The organism is uncultured Nostoc sp. (assembly GCF_937863485.1).
In the GTDB taxonomy this organism is placed as follows: Bacteria; Cyanobacteriota; Cyanobacteriia; order Cyanobacteriales; family Nostocaceae; genus Nostoc.
The window spans coordinates 1-22,574 of the sequence record NZ_CALMFY010000174.1; the positions used below are offsets into that span (position 1 = coordinate 1).

A 22,574-nucleotide genomic window follows, 5' to 3' on the forward strand; every position below is an offset into this window, starting at 1 on the left:
TGTTTTTTTTTTTGATAATTATGTTTTTTTTTTTTCGATTTATCTTTTTTTTTCTCCGAATTAGCTTTTGTTTTCTCCGAATTAGCTTTTGTGATCTCCGAAATAGCTTTTGCGATCTCCGAAACAGCTTTTGCGATCTCCGAAACGAATTTACTGATGCATAAGTCCTACTTCTAATTCGCCTGTCTTATTGGTAACTTCCCATTGAGTTTGTTTTCCTTCCCGCCAAAAGCGCAATCCAACTGTAGCGTCTCCTACACTTAGATTTGTCAGTTCCAAATCTGATAAGCACTCTGGTAGTGAAGGTTGTACCTTTAACTTTCGCTGTGGTGCATCGGCTTCAAGTCCTAAAATGGTGCGAATCAGTAAAAGAATTGAGCCAGCAGCCCAAGCTTGGGGAATATTGGCATCGGGATAAGGCACGGGAAAGTTATTCTCTTGGCGTTCAATTCCGGCAAACAATTCTGGCATCCGCCCAGATTGAAAATAATTAGCCGCAGAAAAAATCCCCTCAGCGATGCGGTTTGCTTCTTCGTGGTAGCCGTAACGCTTTAAACCGGCGGCAATTATTGAGTTGTCGTGCGGCCAAACACTTCCTCTTTGATAACTAATTGGGTTATAAGCTGGATTTTGAGATGAAAGAGTCCGCACACCCCAACCGCACCACATATCTGGTTGAAAAAGTCGCAGGGCCAGCTTTTTCGCTCGTTCTTGGGGGACGATACCAGACCAGAGTAGATGCCCAGGATTTGAGGTAATCGATTGGATTTGCTGCTTGTTGCTATCTAAGCCAAGACAGTAAAAGCCAACTGATTCCATCCAAAATTGTTCATTGAATCGTTGATAAAGTGATTCTGCTTTTTGACGGAGGTTTTGCGATCGCTCTTTTTCTCCCCACATCTCATAAATTAAAGCTGCTTTTAGCCAAGGATCGTAGACGTAACCCTGAACTTCACACAAAGCTATTGGGGGATCAACTAATTTGCCATTCGGGTAAACCATTGATTCACCTGAATCTTTCCAACCTTGATTGCCTAATCCCTTTTTTGAATGAGTTAAGTACTCAACAAATCCATCGCCATCAAAATCACCGTATTTATCAATCCAAGTCAGTGCCTTATCTAGTGGCGATCGGCACTCATCCAGCATCCCAAGGTCAGCATTCCAAGAATAGGTTTCAGCTAAAGTAATAATCCAGAGAATGGTAGTGTCTACCGTTCCGTAGTAGGGATTGTATGGGAGTTGATTGATTTTAGTTAACTCGTCTTCACGCAGTTCATGCAGCATCTTGCCTGGTTGGGCATCATGCCAGTCATCTAACTCAGTTGCTTGTAGTTGAGCCAACCTGACAAGCGTACCACGGGCAAAATCGTGGTAAACTGCCATACTTTGCAAGCTGGTAATTATAGAGTCACGGCCAAAGACAGCCATAAACCAGGGAATACCAGCCGCAGGCATCCAAAACTTATGGCCGTTATCATCGACTTCAATCCGCAACGCTCCCATATCGACGATCGCCTGCTGATAAAATCCTTGAATATCAGCATTAGACGATCGCAACTTTGTCGCATTAGTCAGAAATTCATCACTGATCTCTCCATTTGTATTGTGAGACACAGTAGAGTTTTCTTGAGGTTTGAGGATTTCTCCATCGACTAAGGCTGTAGTGTTGATAGAAGTATGCCATGTTTTACCAGGAGCGATCGCTACATCAAACATCAAACGACCGTTTGCATATCTTGCTGTTGAACTTGCACAAACTGTCTCAGTTACAATGCCTCGGACAAAAGAACCGTTACGGTACTCAGTAGAAAGTATTCCATCTTTCCATGTTGTTGCTGTCTCTCCCCGTGTCAAAATCTTCTTTGCTTTCACCTCAAAGATATCTGCAAAGTCTGAACGAATCGCCAACATCAGTTGAAACTCAACTGCTTCTAAGTGATGATTGGTGATATCGATATCTTCGTGCATCCCTCCTATAATGTCGCGCCGGATGGTTACAAGCAAACTACCAGAAGGGAAAATGCCGTTGACAGTGGTAAGTTCCGGGTTGGTGAATTGGTAAAGCGCACTGTGATGCGTGATGTTACTAGAAGCTAGCAGTGAAAGTTGGTAACGATTGAGAGAAATTTCGTAATAAGAAATTAAGCGGGTATCACGAACAAAAAAGCCTTGGGCTTGATTGTCATCAATGGAACCATCAGTAGCTGTAACTAAAAACGAGGAACCATCGTTAATTGTGATCAGATTAGGATTGACAATAACTTTTGTTGGCATAGAAGTCAGACTAATTCGTAATTAATAATGATGCTGGACAGCCTTCGCAAAGGGTTTCTAAAAGTTGCTTGAGCGACTGTGCGTAGCCTCTAACTCGCTAACGTAGTTCGTAATTAATGCACACTTTCAAAAGCTTAATCAAGAGTGTTTTTAATCCTTTCTCCTTTTCCTCAAATAATAGTGCCTTTACCAATTTTGTCTCATCCCAATTTTCCCAAATGAGACTACATATAGCAATCCTAAATCATTTGTGAAAATTACATATCTCTTTCTTCTTTTTTCTGTTTGCGTCCAACTTTTGGAGACGCTGCGCGTTGGCGTCAGCCTCTCGCAGAGATGGCGGTTCGTTTCCTTATCTATATTTTTCACGACTCCTGCAAGGATTGCTCTTGAAAACTGTATTTCTTTCCGTATGCAAAGAAAAAACCCTCATCCCCCAACCCCTTCTCCCAATATTGGGAGAAGGGGAGCCGGAAACAAGTCCCTCTCCCCCTACTTGGGAGAGGGATTTAGGGTGAGGGCAAAAACTACGGTTCTCAACATAGATGAGGTTTAAACCTGGAAACCTAGACTAAATATGACTTTCATAATTGCGAATTACGAATTATTTTAACCATTCCCCTCAAACCCTGGATATAAGGTCATGCCACCATCTACAAACATTGTTATTCCGTTCACATAATCAGAGTCATCAGAAGCTAGCCAAACCGCTGCTTTGGCAATATCATCAACATCACCCACCCGTTTTGCTGGAATCAGTTGAAGTAACTTCGCTTCTGCTTCTGGTGTGTCCCAAGCTGATTTATTGATTGGGGTTTTAATCGCACCAGGGGCAATACTATTGACACGAATTTTGTGGGGAGCAAGTTCTTGAGCAATACTTTGCATCATCATATTTATACCACCCTTACTAGCAGCATAATTAACGTGCCCCGCCCAAGGTATTACTTGATGCACGGAACTCATGCAAATAATCTTACCTGCGGCAGATGAAATATCAGGCTTCACACCTCGACGCAAGAATTCCTTTGCAGCTTCTCGCGCACACAAGAATTGTCCTGTCAGATTTAGTCCAATGACCATGTTCCAATGGTCAAGGGTCATATCTATAAATGCTGAGTCTTTTTGAATGCCCGAATTACTCACTAAAATATCAATAGTGCCAAATTCTTGGAGCGTTTTGCTGAACATTGCCTTTACTTCGTCTTCTTTGCTGACATCAGCTTGAATGGCAAATGCTTCTCCATTAGCGGCTTTGATATCATCGACAATTTTTTCGGCTTTTTCAGCTTCCGAATGGTAGTTAACAGCTACTGCTGCACCTGATGCGGCCAAATGGCGAGCTATAGCTTCACCAATGCCAGAACTAGCACCTGTCACAATTGCTTTTTGACCTTTGAGCAGGTTAGGGGAATAGCTCATAATGCTTTCGGTACTTTTAAAATTTGCGTTTGTTGCAAGTAGCTGAAGACTTGCATGATATTTTTGCTTTCTAGGCGTAGTATTAAGTTGGCGATTTAGATTGTCAAATCGATAAAGTTTTGATTTTTTAATCAAAACTTTTTTTAGTGTAAGAAATACCCAGTATTTTCCTAATCTATCTAAAGAAAGATAAACAGTATATTGCTTGACTGATTAATATTTCAATTATTTATCATTTCTGTGACAACGGTGTGTCTTTATTTTTAAGATTTGTAAAGCTGTAACTTTAAATTTTATCTAAATTTTAATAAAAATTTATGGTATATTCAGAGCAACTTGGGTTATGGGTCAAAGTAAAATTTTTAGTTAATCAAACTAAACCGCATCTACCTTGAAAACTGTAATTCTTTCCATATGAAAAGAAAAAACCCTCATCCCCCAGCCCCTTCTCTCAATATTGCCATAAGCGGAGCCAAAAAGAAGTCCCTCTCCCTACTTGGGAGAGGGATTTAGGGTGAGGGCAAAAACTACGGTTCTCAATATAGATAACGTTTAAATGACCTAAATAAGAGAACAATATAAGATGTTAAGACATTTTTAGCCGCCTCTAAAGTGTCTGATTAGATTCGCTATTGTCAAATAGCGGATCTAATTAAAAATATCAATTTGGATATTTTTGATAAATATCCATTTGGATATGATATAAATTAAAATTGTGGTTAATTTAGAGACTTTTGATAGGGGAAAAAATAATTACTAAAAAATAGTAAATATGGAAAAAGCTATTTATTTAAAAAGTTCCTTTCAAAATATAATTGCATCGCAAATTTTCAATGTTTTTGAATAGGTTTAGCTGCGGCGTTAGCAGCAGTATTCTTGAGAATATCAATGGTGCGTTAAGCGGATGGCAATTCCATGCAACGCATCTATATACTTAGATCCATGAAGGAGAAAGCGATGCCTAGTCTGTCTCTGAATAACCAAGATTTACCATACCCTGACCCTCTACACCCGATCATCGTCCACTTCGTAATCGCGATGGTGCTTTTTTCTTTCATCTGCGATGTGCTGGGCTATTTCACCCGCAACGTGCGTTTGTTTGAGGTGAGTTTCTGGAATATGTTTGTTGCTTCGGCAGCCATTTTTGTAGCGGTGATTTTTGGTCAATTTGAAGCAGGTTTGGCAAACATCTACCAAGCCGTTCAGCCAACGTTGAATTATCATACTATCTTGGGTTGGTCACTGGCAGCTATTGTCGTGGCGATCGCAGCTTGGCGTTTTGTGATTCGCAACCGCAACCCCCGAAAAGTACCGCCTGCTTACCTGGGTGCTGCAACATTTTTAGTCTGCCTAGTGTTTTTGCAAGTGTATTTGGGGAGTAAACTGTTTTGGGTATATGGGTTGCACGTAGAGCCTGTAGTTCAAGCCATGAAACAGGGAGTTTCACCATGAACTGGCAACTGATTGAGCAGTTGAGATTGCGGCTGGGTGCTAACGGATTACCCTACGAAATTCCTGTACATCCGCAGTTGGTGCATCTAACGCTGGGTTTGTTGATCATTGCGATCGTTTTTGATATAGCAGGAGCGCTGTTTCCCTTAGAAAAGCCAATTTTCAAATTTTTGGGATTGACAGCCATCCGTTCTAGCTTTTTTGATGTCGGCTGGTACAACCTTATAGGAGCAGCAGGTATCACGTTTTTCACGGTTGCTGCTGGTTTTTTTGAGCTAGTGTTGGCAAATCCACCAGTTGAGCAAAAGAGTGCTTGGGGGTTAAATGCTGGTTGGACAATGCTTTTACATGGTTTGGGTGGCGTTTTGCTGTTGGGGATCATTGTAGGCATGACTGTATGGAGAGGTTTGCAACGCTACCGCTGGCGTAAAGATGCTTCCAGGCAGGTGCAGTGGAGTTACTTGTTAGCAGGCATTGCGATAATGGGCATATTATTCGTTCATGGAACTTTGGGGGCGCAATTGGGAGAGGAATTTGGGATTCACATTACCGCTGCTAATACCATTTCCAATAATCTTTACAACAAATAATTAAACGAGAATTTATCGAATTTTATGTTTAGTGTTTTTGAATATGTATTAATGGCGTTTTATGTAGCAGTGCTGCTCATCATCAGTCGGTGGATTGGGCAGCAGGCGTTTTCTTGGATGCCTCCCCAAGCTACAACAGAAGCACAACGGGTAGATGATTTGTTTAGCTTCTTAGTCTCAATTGGAGCATTCATTTTCCTGGGGCTGGTTGGCATTATCGTGTATGCGATCGTTTTCCATCGTGCCAGTCCAAAAGACTACAGCGAGGGACACCCCTCTAGAGGTGATGCGAGGCTAGAAATATTGTGGACAGCAACCCCGACTTTGTTAGTAGTGTGGATTGCTTTGCAAAGCTTCAATATTTATCAGCAATTAAATATTCTCGGTCTAAACCAAATTGTGCATTTGCACACACCCCTAGAATCTGCACCCGCCTACGCCGCAATCGTCAGCGATGTCCCCAAACCTGCGTCTGAAACTATTGATGTTTTCGCTAAACAGTGGGATTGGTCTTTTCGTTATCCAAATAATGTTACTAGTAATCAGCTGCATCTGCCGATCAATCGCAGCACTCGCTTAAATCTGCAAGCGCAGGATGTAATCCACGGTTTCTACGTCCCTGAGTTTCGCTTAAAGCAGGATATTGTTCCAGGGCGCAAGATTAATCTTGTGCTAACACCCATTCGCCCAGGTAAATATCGGCTGAAAGATTCTCAATTTAGCGGTACTTACTTTGCCTTAATGGAAACGGACGTATACGTTGAATCCTTTGATAAATATAACCAGTGGCTCACGCAAACTGCTAATAGCGAACAAACTCCAGCAAATCAGGCAGTTGCCGAAAATATCCAACCACCGAAAACATTATTCAATAGCGGCTGGTACACCGTCGCACCGGCTCAACCTGCCGTTGCCAATAAAAGGAAGCTAACTAATGACACATGATTTGAGTGGAGAGATTACCGGGGATCAAGAATCGAAAAATTACCAGAACAAGTCTGAGAATACTTGGCGGGAATATTTCAGCTTCAACACCGATCATAAGGTGATTGGAGTTCAGTACATGGTAATGACCTTCATTTTCTTCCTGATTGGCGGGCTGTTGGCGATGCTCATCCGGGCTGAGTTGCTCACCCCGGAATCAAATTTAGTTGATCGTCCCCTCTACAATGGTTTGTTCACCATGCACGGGACAATCATGATTTTCCTGTGGATTATTCCCTTTAATGCAGGTCTTTCTAACTACTTAGTGCCGCTAATGATTGGAGCGCGGGACATGTCTTTTCCCCTGCTCAACGCCATCTCCTTTTGGATTCTGCCACCAGCTGGTCTTTTACTACTGTCTAGCTTCTTCCTACCTAACGGGACTGCACAAGCTGGCTGGTGGTCTTATCCACCAATTAGTCTGCAAGTTCCAGGGGATCAGTTCATTAACGGTGAATTCATTTGGATAGTTAGCCTAGTACTAATAGGTATCTCTTCAATTATGGGGGCTGTCAACTTTGTAACTACTATCTTTTGGATGCGGGCACCAGGGATGACATTTTTCCGAATGCCCGTCTTTGTATGGTCGGTTTTTAGCGCCCAGTTGTTGCAGCTGATTAATTTACCTGCCTTGACGGCTGCATTGATCCTGCTGTTGCTTGACCTCTCGTTCGGTACACAATTTTTTAAACCGGACGCAAATGGCGATCCGATCATTTACCAACACCTATTCTGGTTCTACTCTCACCCAGCAGTTTATATCATGGCACTACCAGCCTTCGGCATTTTTGCTGAGGTTTTGCCTGCATTTTCTCGTAATCCCCTATTTGGTTATCGGTCAGTTGCGATCGCTACCTTAGGTATTGCTGCGGTCAGCATCTTCGTTTGGGTACATCATATGTTCACCAGTGCCACCCCTGGTTGGATGCGGATGACCTTCATGGCTACCTCAATGTTAGTTGCAATACCCACTGGTATTAAAGCCTTCGCTTGGACTGCCACCATCTGGAGAAGTAAGCTGCACCTAGAGACACCAATGCTGTTTGCGATGGGAGGTGCAGCGATGTTTATTTTTGGCGGTGTTACTGGTGTAATGCTTGCTGCCACGCCATTTGATATCCACGTTAATAATACCTACTTTGTTGTGGGACACTTCCACTACATCGTTTTTAACACGATCACAATGGCAATCTTCGCGGCAATTTACTACTGGTTTCCCAAGATAACTGGAAGAATGTATGCCGAGGGTTGGGGTAAGCTGCATTTCTGGCTGACTTTTATTCCTGCCAATATCACCTTCTTCTCCATGCACCCATTAGGTTTACAAGGGATGCTACGCCGAGTTTCTTCCTACGACCCACAGTATCAGGGATGGAATGTCATCGCTAGCCTGGGATCATTCTTGCTAGGAGCATCGACACTGCCTTTTATTGCTAACATGGTAGGCTCTTGGCTTTACGGGCCAAAGGCAGTTAACAATCCTTGGCACGCTACCGGACTGGAATGGACAACCTCTTCACCACCTCCACCAGAAAACTTTGAGGAGATTCCGGTTGTGACAAAACCTCCTTATGACTACGGCGATCCAAAGTACTCGGTAGTCCTAGAGACTGATAATGGTGAGTAAGGATAAAACACCTTTTACTGAGGACAAAGGGGATAAGGAGGATAACCCATTCTCAATACTTTTCTACGAGAGGCTGCGCCCTAAGCGTAGCTATGCCGCAGGCTTTACGGCAACTCTTAGAGACGCTCTTGCGTTCGCTCAGTACAAGTGCCCAATACCCAATGCCCCAATTGAGTTATGCAACGTCGCCCTATTCATAAAGATGAAAGTCCTATCCGTTTTGATCTGTGGCGGCTACGCTTGCCAAATTGGTTACAGCGCTTCCTACCAAGTGGTGGCGGTACTCATGAAGATCATCATGGTAAGGGAATGTTCGGGTTTACTGTATTCCTGCTGTCGGAAAGCATCATCTTTTTGAGTTTTATCTTTACTTATGTTGTTCTGCGACTGACTACTAATAACTGGCTACCGCCTGGTATTTCTGGGCCAGAATTGTCTACACCTGTAATTATTAATACGGTAGTATTACTTTCCAGTAGCTTTGTCATTCAACCAGCAGAAAATGCCCTGAAGCGTAATCAACTCAAGAAATTTCGCTGGCTGTGGCTGATGACGATCGCAATGGGAACTTACTTTTTAATTGGTCTATTAATTGAGTGGAAAAATCTCGATTTCAAGATTACTACAGGGTTAGTTGGTTCTACATTCTACTTACTAACAGGCTTCCACGGTCTACACGTTCTGGCTGGTGTTGTGCTTCAGATAATTATGCTGATTCGCTCCTTCATTCCAGGCAACTATAATAAGACTCACTTCGGTACAAGTGCGACCACTCTGTTTTGGCACTTTGTTGATGTAGTTTGGGTCTTACTTTTCTCGCTGATCTACCTTTGGCGGGCATAAAAAAATTCACAAATTCCATGTATTTTAAGGAGTAATTTCATGAATTTATACTTGCAAGAAATACCAGCATCACAACGCGAACCAAAAACAATTCAGGAAACTCCAGCACCAGGTCAAGACCCACTAATTGCAAGTGGGTTACAAAAACAGCAATATATTGGCATTATTGGGCTGGCGATCGCTTTAATTGCTGCTGTAGGATTTTTTAGTCGCCGAGTTGAATACGCTATTGCATTCGCTGTGATCCTGAGCATTGGTTTGATTGCTTTCTTGTTATTTCTATAAGAAAGTGCTAATTAATTGAACATCTTGATTTCAGAAGAGTTTGGAGAGTATTTCATGAACAGCCCAGTTTATCAAACTGTGATTATCGGCGGTGGCTTTACAGGACTATTTACAGCCTTACACCTAGCTCACGAACATTATCCTCGCTCTGTTATCTTGATTGATCAAAACGAGCGCTTTTGCTTTAAGCCGCTATTATATGAATATTTCAATGGCGAGATGGATACCTTTCAGGTAGTCCCGCGCTTTTCGGAACTACTCAAAGGTAGCGGTGTCATTTTTGTTCAAGATGCAGTGCAATCGATAGATTTGCATCAACGGGAAGTCAAATTAGCTTCAGGAAACTCCTACAACTACAGCAACTTAGTATTAGCTTTGGGCAGCGTTACTACCTATCATCAAGTTGAGGGTGCTAAAGAAAATGCCTTTCCTTTCTGGACACAAGCAGATGCGATCGCTCTTGAACGTCATTTACGCGATCGTTTACAACTAGCAGTGCAAACAGAAGATTTAGAAGAACGCCGGAAACTGCTCACAGTAGGAGTGGTTGGTGGTGGTTCTAGTGGCGTAGAAATTGCAGCAACTTTAGCTGATTTTCTACCACCTTGGTATGAGGTTTTGGGAGGTAATTCTAGTGAAATCCGGATAGTATTGCTCAATCACGGCAAAGAAATCCTGAATGACGATATTAACAATCCACTGCGCCCAATTGCTGAGAAAGAATTACAAAAACGCCGGATACCAATTGAAATACTCACGGGAGCAGAAGTCACTACTATTCATGCTAACGCTATTGAATATAAGCACAATGAGCAAATTAAGACATTAGCTGCACATACCGCAATCTGGACAGCTGGTACTTCTGTCCATCCACTGATTAAAGATTTACCAATTTCCCAAGAGCATCGGTATCATGGTCTCCCACTAGTCACTCCCACCATGCAACTGCTTGACTTTCCAGAAGTTTTTGCAGGCGGCGATTGTGTAGGACTTCCGGATAATTCGCTACCGCCTACCGCCCAAGTAGCTTATCAACAAGGAGCTAATATTGCCCATAATTTGAAAGCGATCGCTCTAGGAGAAGAACTCAAACCTGTTAAGGTTAATACCCGTGGAACCCTTTTGAAATTAGGGGTAAATAATGCTGCTGCTAACTTATTCAATGTTTTTGAAGTAGCAGGCGAACCCGCACATTTAATCCGTCATGCCACTTATTTAACGCTGTTGCCAACACCAATTCATGATTTTAAAGCCACAACTGAATGGGTAGATGAAGAGATTTTTCATCAGCACCTCGACCCTCAAGATGTAGGGAAAAAAGTGGTGCAAGCAGCGGAAATAGTCGGTGCAGGAGTTGTGGGTATTTTAGCTGCAAGAAAATTACTGAAAATGTTGGGAGATGAGGATAAAAAAGATTAGGAAAAGGCAGAAAGCAGGGGGAGCAGGGGAGGCAGGGGAGCAAGAATTTTAGATTTTAGATTTTGGATTTTAGATTGAAATTTAATCCAAAAGACGCTCTCTACGAGACGCTGCGCGTAGCTTGCTTCCCCGTTCGCGTAGCGTCCCGTAAGGAAGGGGTACGCGGACTCGCTCTAAGGGAAGCCATGCCGCAGGCTTTACGCTGCGCTATCGTCAATCCAAAATCCAAAATTGAATTGCCCAATTCCCAATACCTTTTAACAGAAAGTTAATTGTAAGTTTAGGGGCTGTTAAATATGCCTAGTCAAACCAATGTAGGGGTGCAAAAAATTCGAGCTATTGGATTAACAGTGACAAGCTGCGATCGCTCTTTAAATTTCTATAAAGAAGCGCTTGGTTTTGAACTATTTTCCGACATCACAGTTGAAGGACAGGATTACAGCGACCTAGAAGGTATAACTGAGGCAAAAATTCGCATTGTCACCTTGCAACTAGGAGATGAACTCATCGAGTTGATGGAGTATATCAACATTAAGGGTAAACCCATCCCAAAAGATTCACAAAGTAATGATTTATGGTTTCAACATCTGGCAATTGTAGTGAGTGATATGGATCGTGCTTATGCACAAGTGCGTTCGTTTCCGATTGAACCCATTTCAGTTGCACCGCAGACAATTTTATCTGATAATGAAACATCTGGTGGTGTCGGCGCCTTTAAGTTTAAAGACCTTGATGGTCATGATTTAGAGTTAATTTGGTTTCCTGCCGAGAAAGGACAGGATAAATGGCATCAAAACAGGGATCGCTTGTTTTTGGGAATTGATCATAGTGCGATCGCTATTTCTAACACTGAGCAGAGTCTACACTTTTACCGCGACCTCTTGGGAATGCAAGTCGATAGCCGCAGTCTCAACTGGCGTCCTACCCAAACTCGCTTGGATGACTTGCCTGGAGCAAAAGTCCGAATTACAGCACTGCGACCTGCTCAAGGCGGCTTAGGGATTGAATTGTTAGACTACCTTGTGCCTGGAAAAGGTCGTCCTATACCGAGTGACTGGAAAAGTTGTGATATTGCGAGGGTGCAAATTGAGCTTGTTGTCAATGATATTGAGCAGACGGTAGAGATACTGCGGCAAAATGGGGTTCAGTTTGTGTCATCACGGATTGTGCAGTTTGCAGATAATACAAGTCCTTACCAAAAGGGTTGTATAGTTAAAGACCCTGATGGACACGCAATATTGCTAATTGCAAAATAATCTAAATGGAATTATTTGACGATACTGTTTATTTTCTTAGTTTCAACAATGAGCAAGTTGCATACAAAACATTTAAACTTTTGACTTCTTTATTAGCAAGAAGCTTCTATTCATCGCTTATCTTTTGGGATGAAAAGCGCAGTGCAGTGTTAACGATAATTCATCGTCCAAAAATGAGAGGATTCAACGAATATACACCAAGGACTAAAACTGTGATCCCTTCTCTTCCCTACGGGATGCTTTGCGTAGGCGTAGCCCGCCGCAGGCATCGCAATCAACAGTTAAGCAGTAAATAAAATAGACTCTGGATAGGCTAAGGCACAAAGGGGTTCAGTTTGTATCATCGCAGATTGTACAGTTTAGTGATAGTACAAGTCCTTATCAGCAGGGTTGTCTAGGTAAAGACCCTGATGGACACATCTGCTAATTGCAGAAGGTTATTAGAGAAATTATCAGAAATCAAAAGTATAGGCTTGTGCTACATAACCCTTAATGAATTAGTCATGCTTTTGTCACACTTTTATCACATTTTTGCAATAACTCTGTCAATATAACGTGTGATGCTATAGCTCTGGGTTAAAAAATAGGTTCGCTCTAGACCAAATCCACACACCAGAGTTGATCGAGGAGAATCACTATCAGGTACAAATCCTTGTATGATGACTCTTCAAATCAAAATTGCAAAATTTATCATAATTGGAAGGAAGAAGAAAATGAATTGGAAAGTACTTGCTTTGATCCCGGCTCTGACTCTAGCTACTGCTTTGCCTGGTTACTCTTTAACCAACAATAAAAGTCATAATCCGACTACTGCTACCCACCTTGCACAAAGTACTCCGCAAGGCAACATGATGAAAAATCCTAATGCTATGCACAAGCCTAATGCTATGCACAAGTCTAATGCTATGCACAGGTCTAATAGTATGGCAAACCATAGTAACGTACTGACAGTTGGTAGCAGAGGAGAAGCAGTCAAAACTGCTCAGAATGCTTTAAAGCAGCAAGGATTCTATACCGCAAATGTGGATGGTGTCTTTGATAACAAGACACGTTTAGCGGTGATCAAATTTCAAAAGTCTAAAGGATTAAGAGCAGACGGAATACTTGGACGCCGGACTTTAGCATCTCTAAAATAATACCAATTTGAAAAAAGAATACGACAGATAGGTAAGGGCACAACAATATTCATTGGTGTCAACTTAAAGTGAAAGCCAGTTTAGAAACAGCTTTTAGAGATTGTCTCGAAAAGAAGTCTCTGACTGGGAATGCCTAACGTGAGGCTTTGCCTCAAGACTTGCGGCTCTGCCGCAATGAAAGAGCATTTCCAGCCAGAGGCTGTAAACGAGGTTTGAAAAGGGTTTTGGCTTAAGTTTACACGTATGAACAATATTGTGCCCTTACGAATAATTGATGTGTTGCAAACATTTATAGTGTGCGACTTATTATTAGGCGACAAGGAAACGAGCAGCGATGTCTACGACGGGCTAGTCCTACGCATTCTGTTTGCTGGCCTGCAAAGGGAGCAGTAATCCCTTGTAAAGACCCGATTCATCGCGTCTCGTAAGCATCTGGTAAATCTATCGCGTCTGATCTTTCCGCAATCGAGGGAATGCGTAGGCGTAGCCCGTCGCAGACATCGCCCCAATTAAAACAGATATTGTAAACAGGATGGGAATGCGATCGTTTTTGCGATCGCCCCTTGTAGAGACGCGATTCATCGCGTCTTGTACTTGTGCGTTTTGTACGTTTTGTGCGTTTTGTGAGTTTTGTAAATTTATCCAAATCCAGTTAAGAATATTCGGAGGTTGGGTTGAGCCTTTGCGAAACCCTAGTCAAGAAAATTATTCTTGCAGACGAGCAATTACACAGTGCATAACTTTAATTTCATTAACAATTCGATCCAGTTCTGTAGATAGAGGAGTTTGTTCTCGAACGGCTTGTAATGTGGGAGTTAAAGTGTGGGAATTTGTGGTTATCTCTAATAACCGAGCAGTATGTAGCTGTTCTATTTGGTTGTGAATTGCTTCGAGATAGCTATCCAGCGCTGGTAACGGTTGGGGTGGCTGTCCTTGCCGAAGGGCATCTGCTAAGTTTTCCAAAACTTGGACAATGGTATCAGTAAGCCGCTTGAGTTCAACAAATTGGTACTCGCCGCTAAATTCCCGCAGATGTTCTGCCAAAGTTGTCACCGAACTGAAAAAGCCCCGAATGTATGCCATCAGCGTCATTACAGGTTCAATTTCTCCCTGAATGTGACGAGGTTCGCTGAACAATCGTTGAGCGGCGGCGTTAGCATTGACGTTCTCTAGTGCTGCTTGATGGCGTAGCATATTGATAGAATCGGCAGATGCATTCTGTTCTGGATGCATATAGTTAGCTATTACTTGCTGATAGTAGGCAAGATTGGCTCTAATTGTCTTTTCCAGTTGTGCAGGAAGTTGCTGTCGTTCCCAACGGGGGAAAAGCAAATAGCTGCCAAGCAGTGCTAAACCACCCCCAGCCAAGCTATCGAAAATCCGCAATGCTCCAACTTTCCAGCCACCTGCACTAATAATGTTGAGTAGCAAGATGATGGCGGGAGTCAGCAGTATAGTGAATATGCTGTAGCTTAACGATCGCACCGACATCGCCACAAACACCAGCAGCAAGAAACAAACTGCGATCGCCAATTGACTCTTAACTAGTAAAACCAAAATAATACCAATAATTCCCCCCAAAATAGTACCGATGACGCTTTGTACTGTTGTCTGCGACGTTCCACCAAAGTTGGGCTTGAGTGCGACAAGAGCTGTGAGCGTTATCCAGTAGCCTCTAGGTAGTTGCAATAACGACGCAATCAATTCAGCAAAAGTTGTGATCAGTGCTAGGCGCAACGCATGACGAAAAAGGATTGAATCAAAAGTGAAGTTATTCCGCAGTGTATCAATAAATGCAGTCCGCTCTGGTTGGGCTGGGGGGGAAATGTCTCGCTGGGCAATGCTAGGCTGTTTTCCCTGGATTAAATCTGTAACAATATCTGCATCAGTATGAATTTGCTGTGCCAGCTTTCTAAGACTGGCTGTAATCTTCTCAAGGTTGATTAGATCGGAATAGCTATCTGGCTGAACATTTATCGTTTTATTCAGGACTTGAGAGCGCAAAACTTGCCGATGGTGTTCCAGTGCTTCAAGACTCCGATCCAGATCCCCCAAGTAAGGTGAGTTTTTTCCTTTGGTGATTGCTTGTGACAACATTTGCAGAGCAATTGCTAACTGTTCGATCACTTGCTGAATTTCTTTCTGTAATCGAGAAAATAGTTGATGTTCGGATGCGATCGCTAACAGTTCGCTCAGTGCTACAACAGAATTGACAATTTGATTTACATCCTCGATTAACACCAGTAAGTAATTTCCCCGCAGGTTAGCTCCTTTTTGTCTAGTCCATATAGTTGTCCAGACGCTACGGGCAGCGGTCAAATCCTGGATAATGGTATCCTGAGCTTGCAAAAATTGCTCTGCCCACTGCTGACGAGCCTTTGGATTTAATGTTCTCTGGCTTTCCAAATCTACGAATTTGCTCAACGAGAGATAACAGTTAGCGACTATCTGCATTGCAGGTACATCAGGACGCACCACCCACAGTCCTAATGAGAGCGCGGTTGTCCATGTTCCACCAGCCAGACATAGCGCAGATTGCTGGATAAGAGTAGACAAATTGGAATATGAAGCGAATCTAGCAAGCGAAATCACAAACATGATCGAAGTAACTAAGCTGACAGATGCAGCTACGTTGCCATAGAGACTTGCTAAACCTGCTATAAATATCACCAAGAATGTTGTCGGCACAGCTAACCAGAGATGACTGCTAACCAGACTGGCGATCACGAACATCAAAGTTACCCCAATCGTAGCTGCGATCATCGCAGTCGCTCTCTGACGATAGGCTCCGTCAACATTTACCATGCCAACGAACCAAGCCGCCATAGTGGCGATCGCACTTGCAGCCGCGTGACCAGAAATGATTCCCACTCCAATCGGGACACCCAGTACAAAAAGGCTACGCAATCCTGAGAAAATGGCGGGTTTACCTGGTTTGAGTTGAAACTGCTGAAACAACCAACTGAGAGGACGTTTATCTGTAGATTGCATTATTAGGATTGCTATATAACAAAGCAGATCGCCTATTACAGCATTTTAGCCACATATCTATATCTAATATCAATTCATAAAAACCCTGATACATATAGATTTATCGTCGGGGGATGGCAATGCCCATTAGTGTCAAGTTAAGCGCAAACCTTTTTAAAACCTCGTTTCTAGCCTCTGGCTGGAAATTCCCTTTCATTGCGGTGTCGCTAATTTTGAGGCGGAGCCTCTGATTAGGCATTCCCAATCAGAGACTGGGAACGAGACACCGAGACACAAATGGTTGGAGGATAACTGTAATATGCCTTTTGAGGTAATTCAGTCGGATAATTTTCACCGGCCAAAAATCAGAGCATCTAGCGAATATGCTCCAGGGCCTAAAACGGCGATCGCAATCAGCATGACGCAGTACATAAACGCTTTTTCCCAACTTGGCGGTTCACCTTTTCCTAAAGGGCCTTTATATTGGTCTTCTGGAATTAAGTATGGATCTTGGGCTACAAAAGGTTTACTTCCAGAGACTTCTAAATATATTGCAAAAATCATTGAGCCGAGAATGGGCAATGTCGCTAAGAGTGTCAGGAATCCCACAATCAGAAAAATTCCGCCACCTAACATGGATGCAGCTGATAAAAAGCAAAGAAAGACAGGCATTTTTACAGACTCAGCCCACTGTTGAAGATGCGTTATCTTTGGATAGCCGTGGAGGATGAATAACCAGCCAAGGCTAACTCTTAGTAGTAAAAGTGCCAATCCGGGGAATCCGTCAGGATACAGATGATAAAGTGAACTTAATAGGTATGGCCCTAGCTGCGGGAAATTAAATGCTCCTAGAAAAAAGGCGATCGCTACACCACTGGCAAATTTATAAATCATTGCTGTACACCACGGGTATTAAGGTCGATAGCATATAAGGAATGACCAGCTGTGATAAACAAGCGATCGCCTTGTTTCCCACCGAAAGTTAGGTTAGTGGATATCTCCGGTAGGAGAATTTTCCCTAACTGAGTCCCGTCAGGGGCGTATATCTGCACGCTATCCTGGGAACTAGTAAAAACATTGCCATGTTCGTCAACCCGAAATCCATCAGGTTGTCCTGGATCGATGACACAGAATACACGGCCATTCTTCACATGGCGATGTCTACGACGGGCTACGCCTACGTCCACGACCTGATACACGCGAATATGATGAGGCCCCCCAGGTATATTAAACGCGGCTGTATCTGAAACATACAAAAGGCTTTCGTCTGGACTGAAAGCCAGCCCATTCGGGCGCACCATGTCTGTTACTATAGGAGAAATTTCACCACTAGTAGGGTCAAAGCGATACACATAACTTCCGGGTTGTTCTTGTTCGCCGCCGTAACCTTGCTTTGGCTCAGTGATCCCATAAGGCGGATCGGTAAACCAAATTGTGCCGTCGCTTTTCACTACTAAATCATTTGGACTGTTCAGGCGTTTGCCCTCGTAGCGATCAACTAAAACCTTCCATTCACCATCGTCTTCGCGTCGGATAATCGCACGCAAACCGGAGGAACACGCAACTAGACGACCCTCCAAGTCTCGGTAATTACCGCTTTGGTAATCAGATGGATCTCGGAGGACACTCACGTTCTCAGTAGCACTCCAGCGTAATAAACGGTTACCGTGAGCATCGCTCCACACAACACTGTCATCTTCATGGAAGTAAAGAGGGCCTTCGCTATGGACTGCACCATTGGCAAGCTTTTGGAGTGAAGCATCTGGAGGTATAATAGCACGCAGGCGATCGTCATAAATCTCAATGGCTTCAGTCATAGTAATCTCCTGTTATTTAACTTACTTACTGACAATAAATAGCAGGTTAAAGTTAATATCAATTTAAAAACTAATAGATTATAAAATTTATCCGCACTTTTTATAGATATCAAATATGCTTGACTTACATAATATATAAACAAAAATCAAATTAAAATGAAATATTAGCATCTCTTTAGGCATAAATAAAAATTAAGCCATTGGGTAGAATCTAAAATTTTAGATTTAGAATATTTTTGTTTATCTGGGTTATGCCAATCCATCTATCGCCAAAAACTTTCCCAACTTTCAGTCATAAATCTTAGTTCAAACAATTTTTTTCACAGTTTCCCTATGTCTAAAGGCTGAATTTATCATTTTAGATATAGACCATTGAGAAATTGAAAAATTCAGACTTTGTGATATAAAGAAAAACGTGCAAGCAAAAAATATCTGAATATTTCTCAATTTGGCATAAATTGTTCCCAATTAAGAAATAGCTTATGGATCAAAGTAGCTGTAATTACTGGAGGTAATTCCGGTATTGGAAAAGCGAAGCGAAACTGCTTGCTGATGAGGGTGCAAAGGTTACAATTTATGTAAGTTCTTTGTTGTTATATCAATTCGTAATTCGTAATAAAGGGGTGTAAGTCTTGCGCTCAGACTCAGATTGCATCTGGTTTTTCGGGTTTTAATCTGTTGTCGGATTTGAAAGAATTGGTATAACTCTTATTCTTAATTTAAGAGTTGATTATGAAACAGATAGAAGCAGTTGTTGCCAATATAAATGATCTAAATGATGGTGAAATGCGACAGGTAGCTGTCGGCGAGACAGAAATTTTACTGACCCGATTAGATGGAAAGTTTCATGCCGTCGGCGCACACTGCTCTCATTATAAAGCGCCGCTGGCAGAGGGGGTGCTGAGTGGACATCATGTTGTTTGCCCTTGGCACAATGCTTATTTTGACGTGACGAGTGGGGATCAACTAGAACCACCTGGCTTAGATTCTTTAGGCTGTTATCAGGTACGGATTGAAGGTGAAAACGTCATTGTCAGCGTCCCAGAGGAAACAACGGGATTGCGATCGCCTGCAATGGCGCAATTTAACCCCGACGCTGATGGACGCACATTTGTGATCTTAGGCGCAGGGGCGGCGGGTGTCCATGCCGCAGAAACTTTGCGAGTAGCTGGATATCAAGGGCGAATCGTCATGATCACTCAGGATGACAGGCTACCCTACGATCGCACCAAGCTGAGTAAAGACTACTTCATTGGTGAAACATCCTCAGAGGAAATGCCCCTGCGATCGCCAGATTTCTACAAAGAACACGCGATTGAAGTACTGTTGAATAAGCGAGTAGAACAGGTGCAAACAACGGCAAAAGCGATCACCTTTACCGATAGCGCAAGCGGTAGCGACGCAGGAGCGTCTGGTGATTCGTTGAATTATGATGCCTTGCTGGTAGCAACAGGAGGAAAACCACTCCAGCTAGATATTCCTGGTGCAGACTTGCAAAATATTCTCACATTACGCAGTTTTGATGATACTGACCGCATTTTGACACTGAGCAAGCAAAAAGGACAAGCGGTAGTCATTGGCTCCAGTTTTATCGGCATGGAAACAGCAGCTGGGCTGAGTCAGCACGGCTTACAAGTAACTGTTGTTTCACCGGATTCTGTACCTTTTAAAAAAACCCTTGGTGAGGAAATTGGCAAAATATTTCAGCAAGTTCATGAAGAAAACGGTGTTTCCTTTAAGTTAGGTAGGAAAGCAGTTGAATTTGAAGGTAGTGACAAGGTAGAAGCTGTAATTTTAGATAATGGCGATCGCCTCAAAGCAGATATAGTAATTGTCGGAATTGGTGTACAGCCTGCAACAGACTTTCTTCAGGGGATCGATTTGTATCCTAAAGATGGCAGTGTTGTTGTTGATGAATACTTGCGTGCAGCTGATGGCATCTATGCCGCAGGCGATATTGCCCGTTATCCCGATTGGCGCACAAGTGAATCGCTTCGGGTTGAACATTGGCGAGTTGCAGCACAGCAGGGGCGAATTGCAGCTCATAACATGGCAGGGAAAGCAGTTAAATTTAGAGGGCTTCCTTTGTTTTGGACGATGCAATTCAAGTTTCCCTTGCGCTACATCGGCCACGCCCAAAGTTGGGATGAGATAATTGTAGATGGGGATTTGCAAAAACAGGAATTTATTGCTTTCTACGTCAAAAACAATCAAGTCTTGGCAGTTGCAACCAGCCATAAAGATACGGAAACAGCAGCTATCTCAGAATTGATGCGCTTGAACCAGACGTTAACTGTTGAGGAATTACGGCGTGGTACAGTTGATTTGATTCAAAGACAGCCAGTTAATAACAAGCAATAGGTTTGAGACAAGAGTAATTTTGCATCTCCTGCATATATGACAAACATCACTGAACACTACGACATTATCATTATCGGTACGGGAGCCGGTGGAGGGACACTGGCTCACCGCCTCGCACCCACAGGTAAAAAAATTCTAGTGCTGGAACGAGGCGACTTTTTACCGAGAGAGAAAGCTAACTGGAGTCCAGGGGAAGTTTATCAAAAACATCGCTACCACGCAGATGAGGAATGGTATAACAAGGAAGGCAAAACCTTTAAACCGCAGACAGGCTACTGGGTTGGCGGCAATACCAAACTCTACGGTGCAGCCTTGATTAGATTCCGCGAGCGAGATTTTGAAAGGGTAATTCACAAGGGAGGAATTTCTCCAGAATGGCCACTCAAGTACTCAAACTTTGAGCCGTACTACACCCAAGCAGAAAAGCTGTATGATGTGCATGGCAAGCAAGGGGAAGACCCAACTGAACCACCTCGTAGCGAACCATATCCCTATCCACCAGTGAGTCATGAGCCGGATATGCAGGAATTGGCTGATGGCATCCGCGAACTGGGCTATTACCCATTCCACCTACCACTGGGATTAAAACTCAATGAAAGCGATCGCACTAAAAGTCCCTGTATTCGCTGCGATACCTTTGATGGATACCCCTGTTTGGTAGATGCAAAAGCCGATGCTGATGTTAACGCCATTCGTCCCAGCCGCGAAATGTATGCTAATTTCACCCTCTTAACTAATGCCAAAGTCTTACGGCTGCATACCAGTGAGTCGGGGCGAGAGGTTACGAGTGTAGAAACTGAAATTGCCGGAGAGTCACATTGGTTTGCAGGTGATATTGTAGTTGTTGCCTGTGGCTCTATCAACTCGGCTCTCTTGCTTTTACGCTCTGCTAATGACAAACATCCCAATGGATTGGCAAACAGTTCCGATCAGGTGGGGCGGAATTATATGAAACAGTTGGAAACTGCGATTGTTTCCATACATCTAAATGTAAATCGTGCCAACTATCAGAAAACGATCGCCGTCAACGATTTTTATTGGGGAGAGCCAGATTTTCCTTATCCCATGGGAATGGTACAAAATACGGGCAATGTCCTAGCTGATATGATTCCCGCAGAGGCTCCGCCGCTCATGGCTCCGTTTATTAAACTGATTCCTGAGTATGAGCGCCATTTGCTTGCTGAAAGATCAGTGGGCTGGTGGTTGCAAACAGAAGATTTACCAGACCCGAATAATCGGATTCGGGTAGTGGGTGACAAGACTTACATTGACTATACACTCAACAATACCGAAGCAGGCGATCGCTTAATCCATCGTTGGACATCTGTACTCAAGTCAATTCCTAACTCCGCTAAACACGTTCTGCCATTTAGTATTTATCCCCGCACTACTATACCAGAACAAGCAGTTGCCCATCAATGCGGTACTTGTCGATTTGGCACAGATCCTAAAACCTCAGTCCTTGACATCAATTGCCGTACCCATGATGTCGATAATCTTTATGTGGTTGATAGTAGTTTCTTTCCCTCAAATTCAGGTGCTAACCCAACATTAACAATTATGGCGAATGCATTGCGGGTTGGCGACCGCATAGCTGAACGCTTGAAATCAAAAGGAGGAACATGATGACAAACGATGAACAACAAATTAAACGACAAGACCAACCACAGATTGAATCTCAACAAATCAACTCAGATGCAACGGATTCTCATCCTATAGCTACAAGTTTAGGGGCTGTGGGAGGTGGCGTAGCAGGAGCCGCACTGGGTCGCTCAATTGCGGGTAAACTGGGTGCTGCGATCGGTGGGGTTGCAGGAGCGATCGCCGGTGGCGTAGCAGGTAATCAGCTAGTAGCGTACACTGAGGAATTCATTGAAGAACTCCAGCCGATAATTGGATTGCGATTAGGAGCCGATCACAAACCAATTGAACTACCCCGTCACTACACTTGGGAAGAACTACAGGCGCTGTCAAAATCCCAAGGTGGAGAAATCCAAGCTACCTAACCCAAAATGGTATAAAGCACCGTCCGAAAGCTTTAGTGCGTTTGGACTAATCTCCATAACGCACTCTACATATATATAGTTATATTTTTTCACACAATCAAATCAGATTGCCACTATATTGCCCTCAAC

At 43.1% G+C, this 22,574-nt stretch carries 19 protein-coding genes; 13 read left to right on the forward strand and 6 right to left on the reverse strand.

Annotated features, from left to right (window positions below):
• Positions 1–150 precede the first annotated feature (150 nt).
• Together Q0541_RS23155 and Q0541_RS23160 are read right to left on the reverse strand one after the other, a co-directional pair.
• Positions 151–2,277, reverse strand: a complete 2,127-nt coding sequence (locus Q0541_RS23155) for a glycogen debranching N-terminal domain-containing protein (RefSeq protein WP_298915999.1) — start codon at positions 2,275–2,277, stop codon at positions 151–153.
• 609 nt (positions 2,278–2,886) lie between these two features.
• Entirely contained in the window at positions 2,887–3,699 is an 813-nt protein-coding gene (locus Q0541_RS23160) for an SDR family oxidoreductase (RefSeq protein ID WP_298916002.1), read from the reverse strand.
• 957 nt (positions 3,700–4,656) lie between these two features.
• On the opposite strand from Q0541_RS23160, the gene Q0541_RS23165 reads away from it, so the two are divergent.
• The 10 genes from Q0541_RS23165 to Q0541_RS23210 all read left to right on the forward strand — a co-directional run bounded on the left by Q0541_RS23165 (position 4,657) and on the right by Q0541_RS23210 (position 13,291).
• Complete coding sequence (locus Q0541_RS23165; RefSeq protein ID WP_273765609.1) at positions 4,657–5,151, forward strand: DUF2231 domain-containing protein; 495 nt, start codon at positions 4,657–4,659, stop codon at positions 5,149–5,151.
• On the forward strand, positions 5,148–5,741 hold the full coding sequence (locus Q0541_RS23170) for a DUF2231 domain-containing protein (protein ID WP_298916009.1): 594 nt from the start codon (positions 5,148–5,150) through the stop codon (positions 5,739–5,741). Before Q0541_RS23165 ends, Q0541_RS23170 begins: the two co-directional genes overlap by 4 nt.
• 24 nt (positions 5,742–5,765) lie before the next feature.
• Positions 5,766–6,686 carry a cytochrome c oxidase subunit II gene (locus Q0541_RS23175; protein WP_298916012.1) on the forward strand — a complete coding sequence of 307 codons (921 nt, stop codon included), beginning with the start codon at positions 5,766–5,768 and terminating at the stop codon, positions 6,684–6,686.
• Positions 6,676–8,352: a cbb3-type cytochrome c oxidase subunit I gene (locus tag Q0541_RS23180; RefSeq protein WP_298916015.1), complete on the forward strand. Its 1,677-nt coding sequence runs from the start codon at positions 6,676–6,678 to the stop codon at positions 8,350–8,352. The genes Q0541_RS23175 and Q0541_RS23180 overlap by 11 nt, the downstream gene beginning before the upstream one ends.
• Before the next feature lie 177 nt (positions 8,353–8,529).
• Complete coding sequence (locus Q0541_RS23185; protein WP_298916020.1) at positions 8,530–9,195, forward strand: heme-copper oxidase subunit III; 666 nt, start codon at positions 8,530–8,532, stop codon at positions 9,193–9,195.
• Positions 9,196–9,234: 39 nt separating this feature from the next.
• Complete coding sequence (locus Q0541_RS23190; RefSeq protein ID WP_298916023.1) at positions 9,235–9,480, forward strand: hypothetical protein; 246 nt, start codon at positions 9,235–9,237, stop codon at positions 9,478–9,480.
• A 54-nt stretch (positions 9,481–9,534) separates the two neighbouring features.
• Entirely contained in the window at positions 9,535–10,899 is a 1,365-nt protein-coding gene (locus Q0541_RS23195) for an NAD(P)/FAD-dependent oxidoreductase (RefSeq protein ID WP_298916026.1), read from the forward strand.
• A gap of 296 nt (positions 10,900–11,195) precedes the next feature.
• Entirely contained in the window at positions 11,196–12,155 is a 960-nt protein-coding gene (locus tag Q0541_RS23200) for a VOC family protein (RefSeq protein WP_298916028.1), read from the forward strand.
• Between the two features lie 5 nt (positions 12,156–12,160).
• Positions 12,161–12,451 carry a hypothetical protein gene (locus tag Q0541_RS23205; protein ID WP_298916031.1) on the forward strand — a complete coding sequence of 97 codons (291 nt, stop codon included), beginning with the start codon at positions 12,161–12,163 and terminating at the stop codon, positions 12,449–12,451.
• 417 nt (positions 12,452–12,868) lie between these two features.
• Positions 12,869–13,291, forward strand: a complete 423-nt coding sequence (locus Q0541_RS23210; RefSeq protein WP_298916034.1) for a peptidoglycan-binding domain-containing protein — start codon at positions 12,869–12,871, stop codon at positions 13,289–13,291.
• A gap of 441 nt (positions 13,292–13,732) precedes the next feature.
• On the opposite strand, the gene Q0541_RS23215 is transcribed toward Q0541_RS23210, so the two are convergent.
• The 4 genes from Q0541_RS23215 to Q0541_RS23230 all read right to left on the reverse strand — a co-directional run bounded on the left by Q0541_RS23215 (position 13,733) and on the right by Q0541_RS23230 (position 18,078).
• Positions 13,733–13,873, reverse strand: a complete 141-nt coding sequence (locus Q0541_RS23215) for a hypothetical protein (RefSeq protein ID WP_298916037.1) — start codon at positions 13,871–13,873, stop codon at positions 13,733–13,735.
• Between the two features lie 123 nt (positions 13,874–13,996).
• Positions 13,997–16,282, reverse strand: a complete 2,286-nt coding sequence (locus Q0541_RS23220) for an FUSC family membrane protein (RefSeq protein ID WP_298916040.1) — start codon at positions 16,280–16,282, stop codon at positions 13,997–13,999.
• 330 nt (positions 16,283–16,612) lie between these two features.
• The gene (locus Q0541_RS23225; RefSeq protein ID WP_298916042.1) at positions 16,613–17,155 is read right to left on the reverse strand and encodes a DoxX family protein; all 543 of its coding nucleotides are present in this window, start codon (positions 17,153–17,155) and stop codon (positions 16,613–16,615) included.
• Positions 17,152–18,078 carry an SMP-30/gluconolactonase/LRE family protein gene (locus Q0541_RS23230; RefSeq protein ID WP_298916045.1) on the reverse strand — a complete coding sequence of 309 codons (927 nt, stop codon included), beginning with the start codon at positions 18,076–18,078 and terminating at the stop codon, positions 17,152–17,154. The genes Q0541_RS23225 and Q0541_RS23230 overlap by 4 nt, the downstream gene beginning before the upstream one ends.
• A 732-nt stretch (positions 18,079–18,810) precedes the next feature.
• Here Q0541_RS23230 and Q0541_RS23235 point away from each other — a divergent pair.
• From Q0541_RS23235 to Q0541_RS23245, 3 genes are read left to right on the forward strand one after another with little or no spacing between them, the layout of a single operon-like run.
• A complete protein-coding gene (locus Q0541_RS23235; protein ID WP_298916050.1) occupies positions 18,811–20,439 on the forward strand; it encodes an FAD-dependent oxidoreductase in 1,629 nt (542 codons plus the stop codon).
• A gap of 36 nt (positions 20,440–20,475) precedes the next feature.
• Entirely contained in the window at positions 20,476–22,065 is a 1,590-nt protein-coding gene (locus tag Q0541_RS23240) for a GMC family oxidoreductase (protein ID WP_298916053.1), read from the forward strand.
• Positions 22,062–22,445, forward strand: coding sequence for a hypothetical protein (locus Q0541_RS23245; RefSeq protein WP_298916056.1), 384 nt, complete (start codon positions 22,062–22,064; stop codon positions 22,443–22,445). Before Q0541_RS23240 ends, Q0541_RS23245 begins: the two co-directional genes overlap by 4 nt.
• Positions 22,446–22,574 lie beyond the last annotated feature (129 nt).

Bases quoted from the DNA above. Each gene is read 5' to 3' on its own strand.
- Q0541_RS23205 (WP_298916031.1), top strand. From the start codon at position 12,161: ATGGAATTATTTGACGATACTGTTTATTTTCTTAGTTTCAACAATGAG.
- Q0541_RS23180 (WP_298916015.1), top strand. From the start codon at position 6,676: ATGACACATGATTTGAGTGGAGAGATTACCGGGGATCAAGAATCGAAA.
- Q0541_RS23210 (WP_298916034.1), top strand. From the start codon at position 12,869: ATGAATTGGAAAGTACTTGCTTTGATCCCGGCTCTGACTCTAGCTACT.
- Q0541_RS23230 (WP_298916045.1), bottom strand. From the start codon at position 18,078: ATGACTGAAGCCATTGAGATTTATGACGATCGCCTGCGTGCTATTATA.
- Q0541_RS23225 (WP_298916042.1), bottom strand. From the start codon at position 17,155: ATGATTTATAAATTTGCCAGTGGTGTAGCGATCGCCTTTTTTCTAGGA.
- Q0541_RS23245 (WP_298916056.1), top strand. From the start codon at position 22,062: ATGATGACAAACGATGAACAACAAATTAAACGACAAGACCAACCACAG.
- Q0541_RS23215 (WP_298916037.1), bottom strand. From the start codon at position 13,873: ATGAATCGCGTCTCTACAAGGGGCGATCGCAAAAACGATCGCATTCCC.
- Q0541_RS23235 (WP_298916050.1), top strand. From the start codon at position 18,811: ATGAAACAGATAGAAGCAGTTGTTGCCAATATAAATGATCTAAATGAT.
- Q0541_RS23240 (WP_298916053.1), top strand. From the start codon at position 20,476: ATGACAAACATCACTGAACACTACGACATTATCATTATCGGTACGGGA.
- Q0541_RS23170 (WP_298916009.1), top strand. From the start codon at position 5,148: ATGAACTGGCAACTGATTGAGCAGTTGAGATTGCGGCTGGGTGCTAAC.
- Q0541_RS23195 (WP_298916026.1), top strand. From the start codon at position 9,535: ATGAACAGCCCAGTTTATCAAACTGTGATTATCGGCGGTGGCTTTACA.
- Q0541_RS23220 (WP_298916040.1), bottom strand. From the start codon at position 16,282: ATGCAATCTACAGATAAACGTCCTCTCAGTTGGTTGTTTCAGCAGTTT.
- Q0541_RS23160 (WP_298916002.1), bottom strand. From the start codon at position 3,699: ATGAGCTATTCCCCTAACCTGCTCAAAGGTCAAAAAGCAATTGTGACA.
- Q0541_RS23155 (WP_298915999.1), bottom strand. From the start codon at position 2,277: ATGCCAACAAAAGTTATTGTCAATCCTAATCTGATCACAATTAACGAT.
- Q0541_RS23175 (WP_298916012.1), top strand. From the start codon at position 5,766: ATGTTTAGTGTTTTTGAATATGTATTAATGGCGTTTTATGTAGCAGTG.
- Q0541_RS23165 (WP_273765609.1), top strand. From the start codon at position 4,657: ATGCCTAGTCTGTCTCTGAATAACCAAGATTTACCATACCCTGACCCT.
- Q0541_RS23185 (WP_298916020.1), top strand. From the start codon at position 8,530: ATGCAACGTCGCCCTATTCATAAAGATGAAAGTCCTATCCGTTTTGAT.
- Q0541_RS23200 (WP_298916028.1), top strand. From the start codon at position 11,196: ATGCCTAGTCAAACCAATGTAGGGGTGCAAAAAATTCGAGCTATTGGA.
- Q0541_RS23190 (WP_298916023.1), top strand. From the start codon at position 9,235: ATGAATTTATACTTGCAAGAAATACCAGCATCACAACGCGAACCAAAA.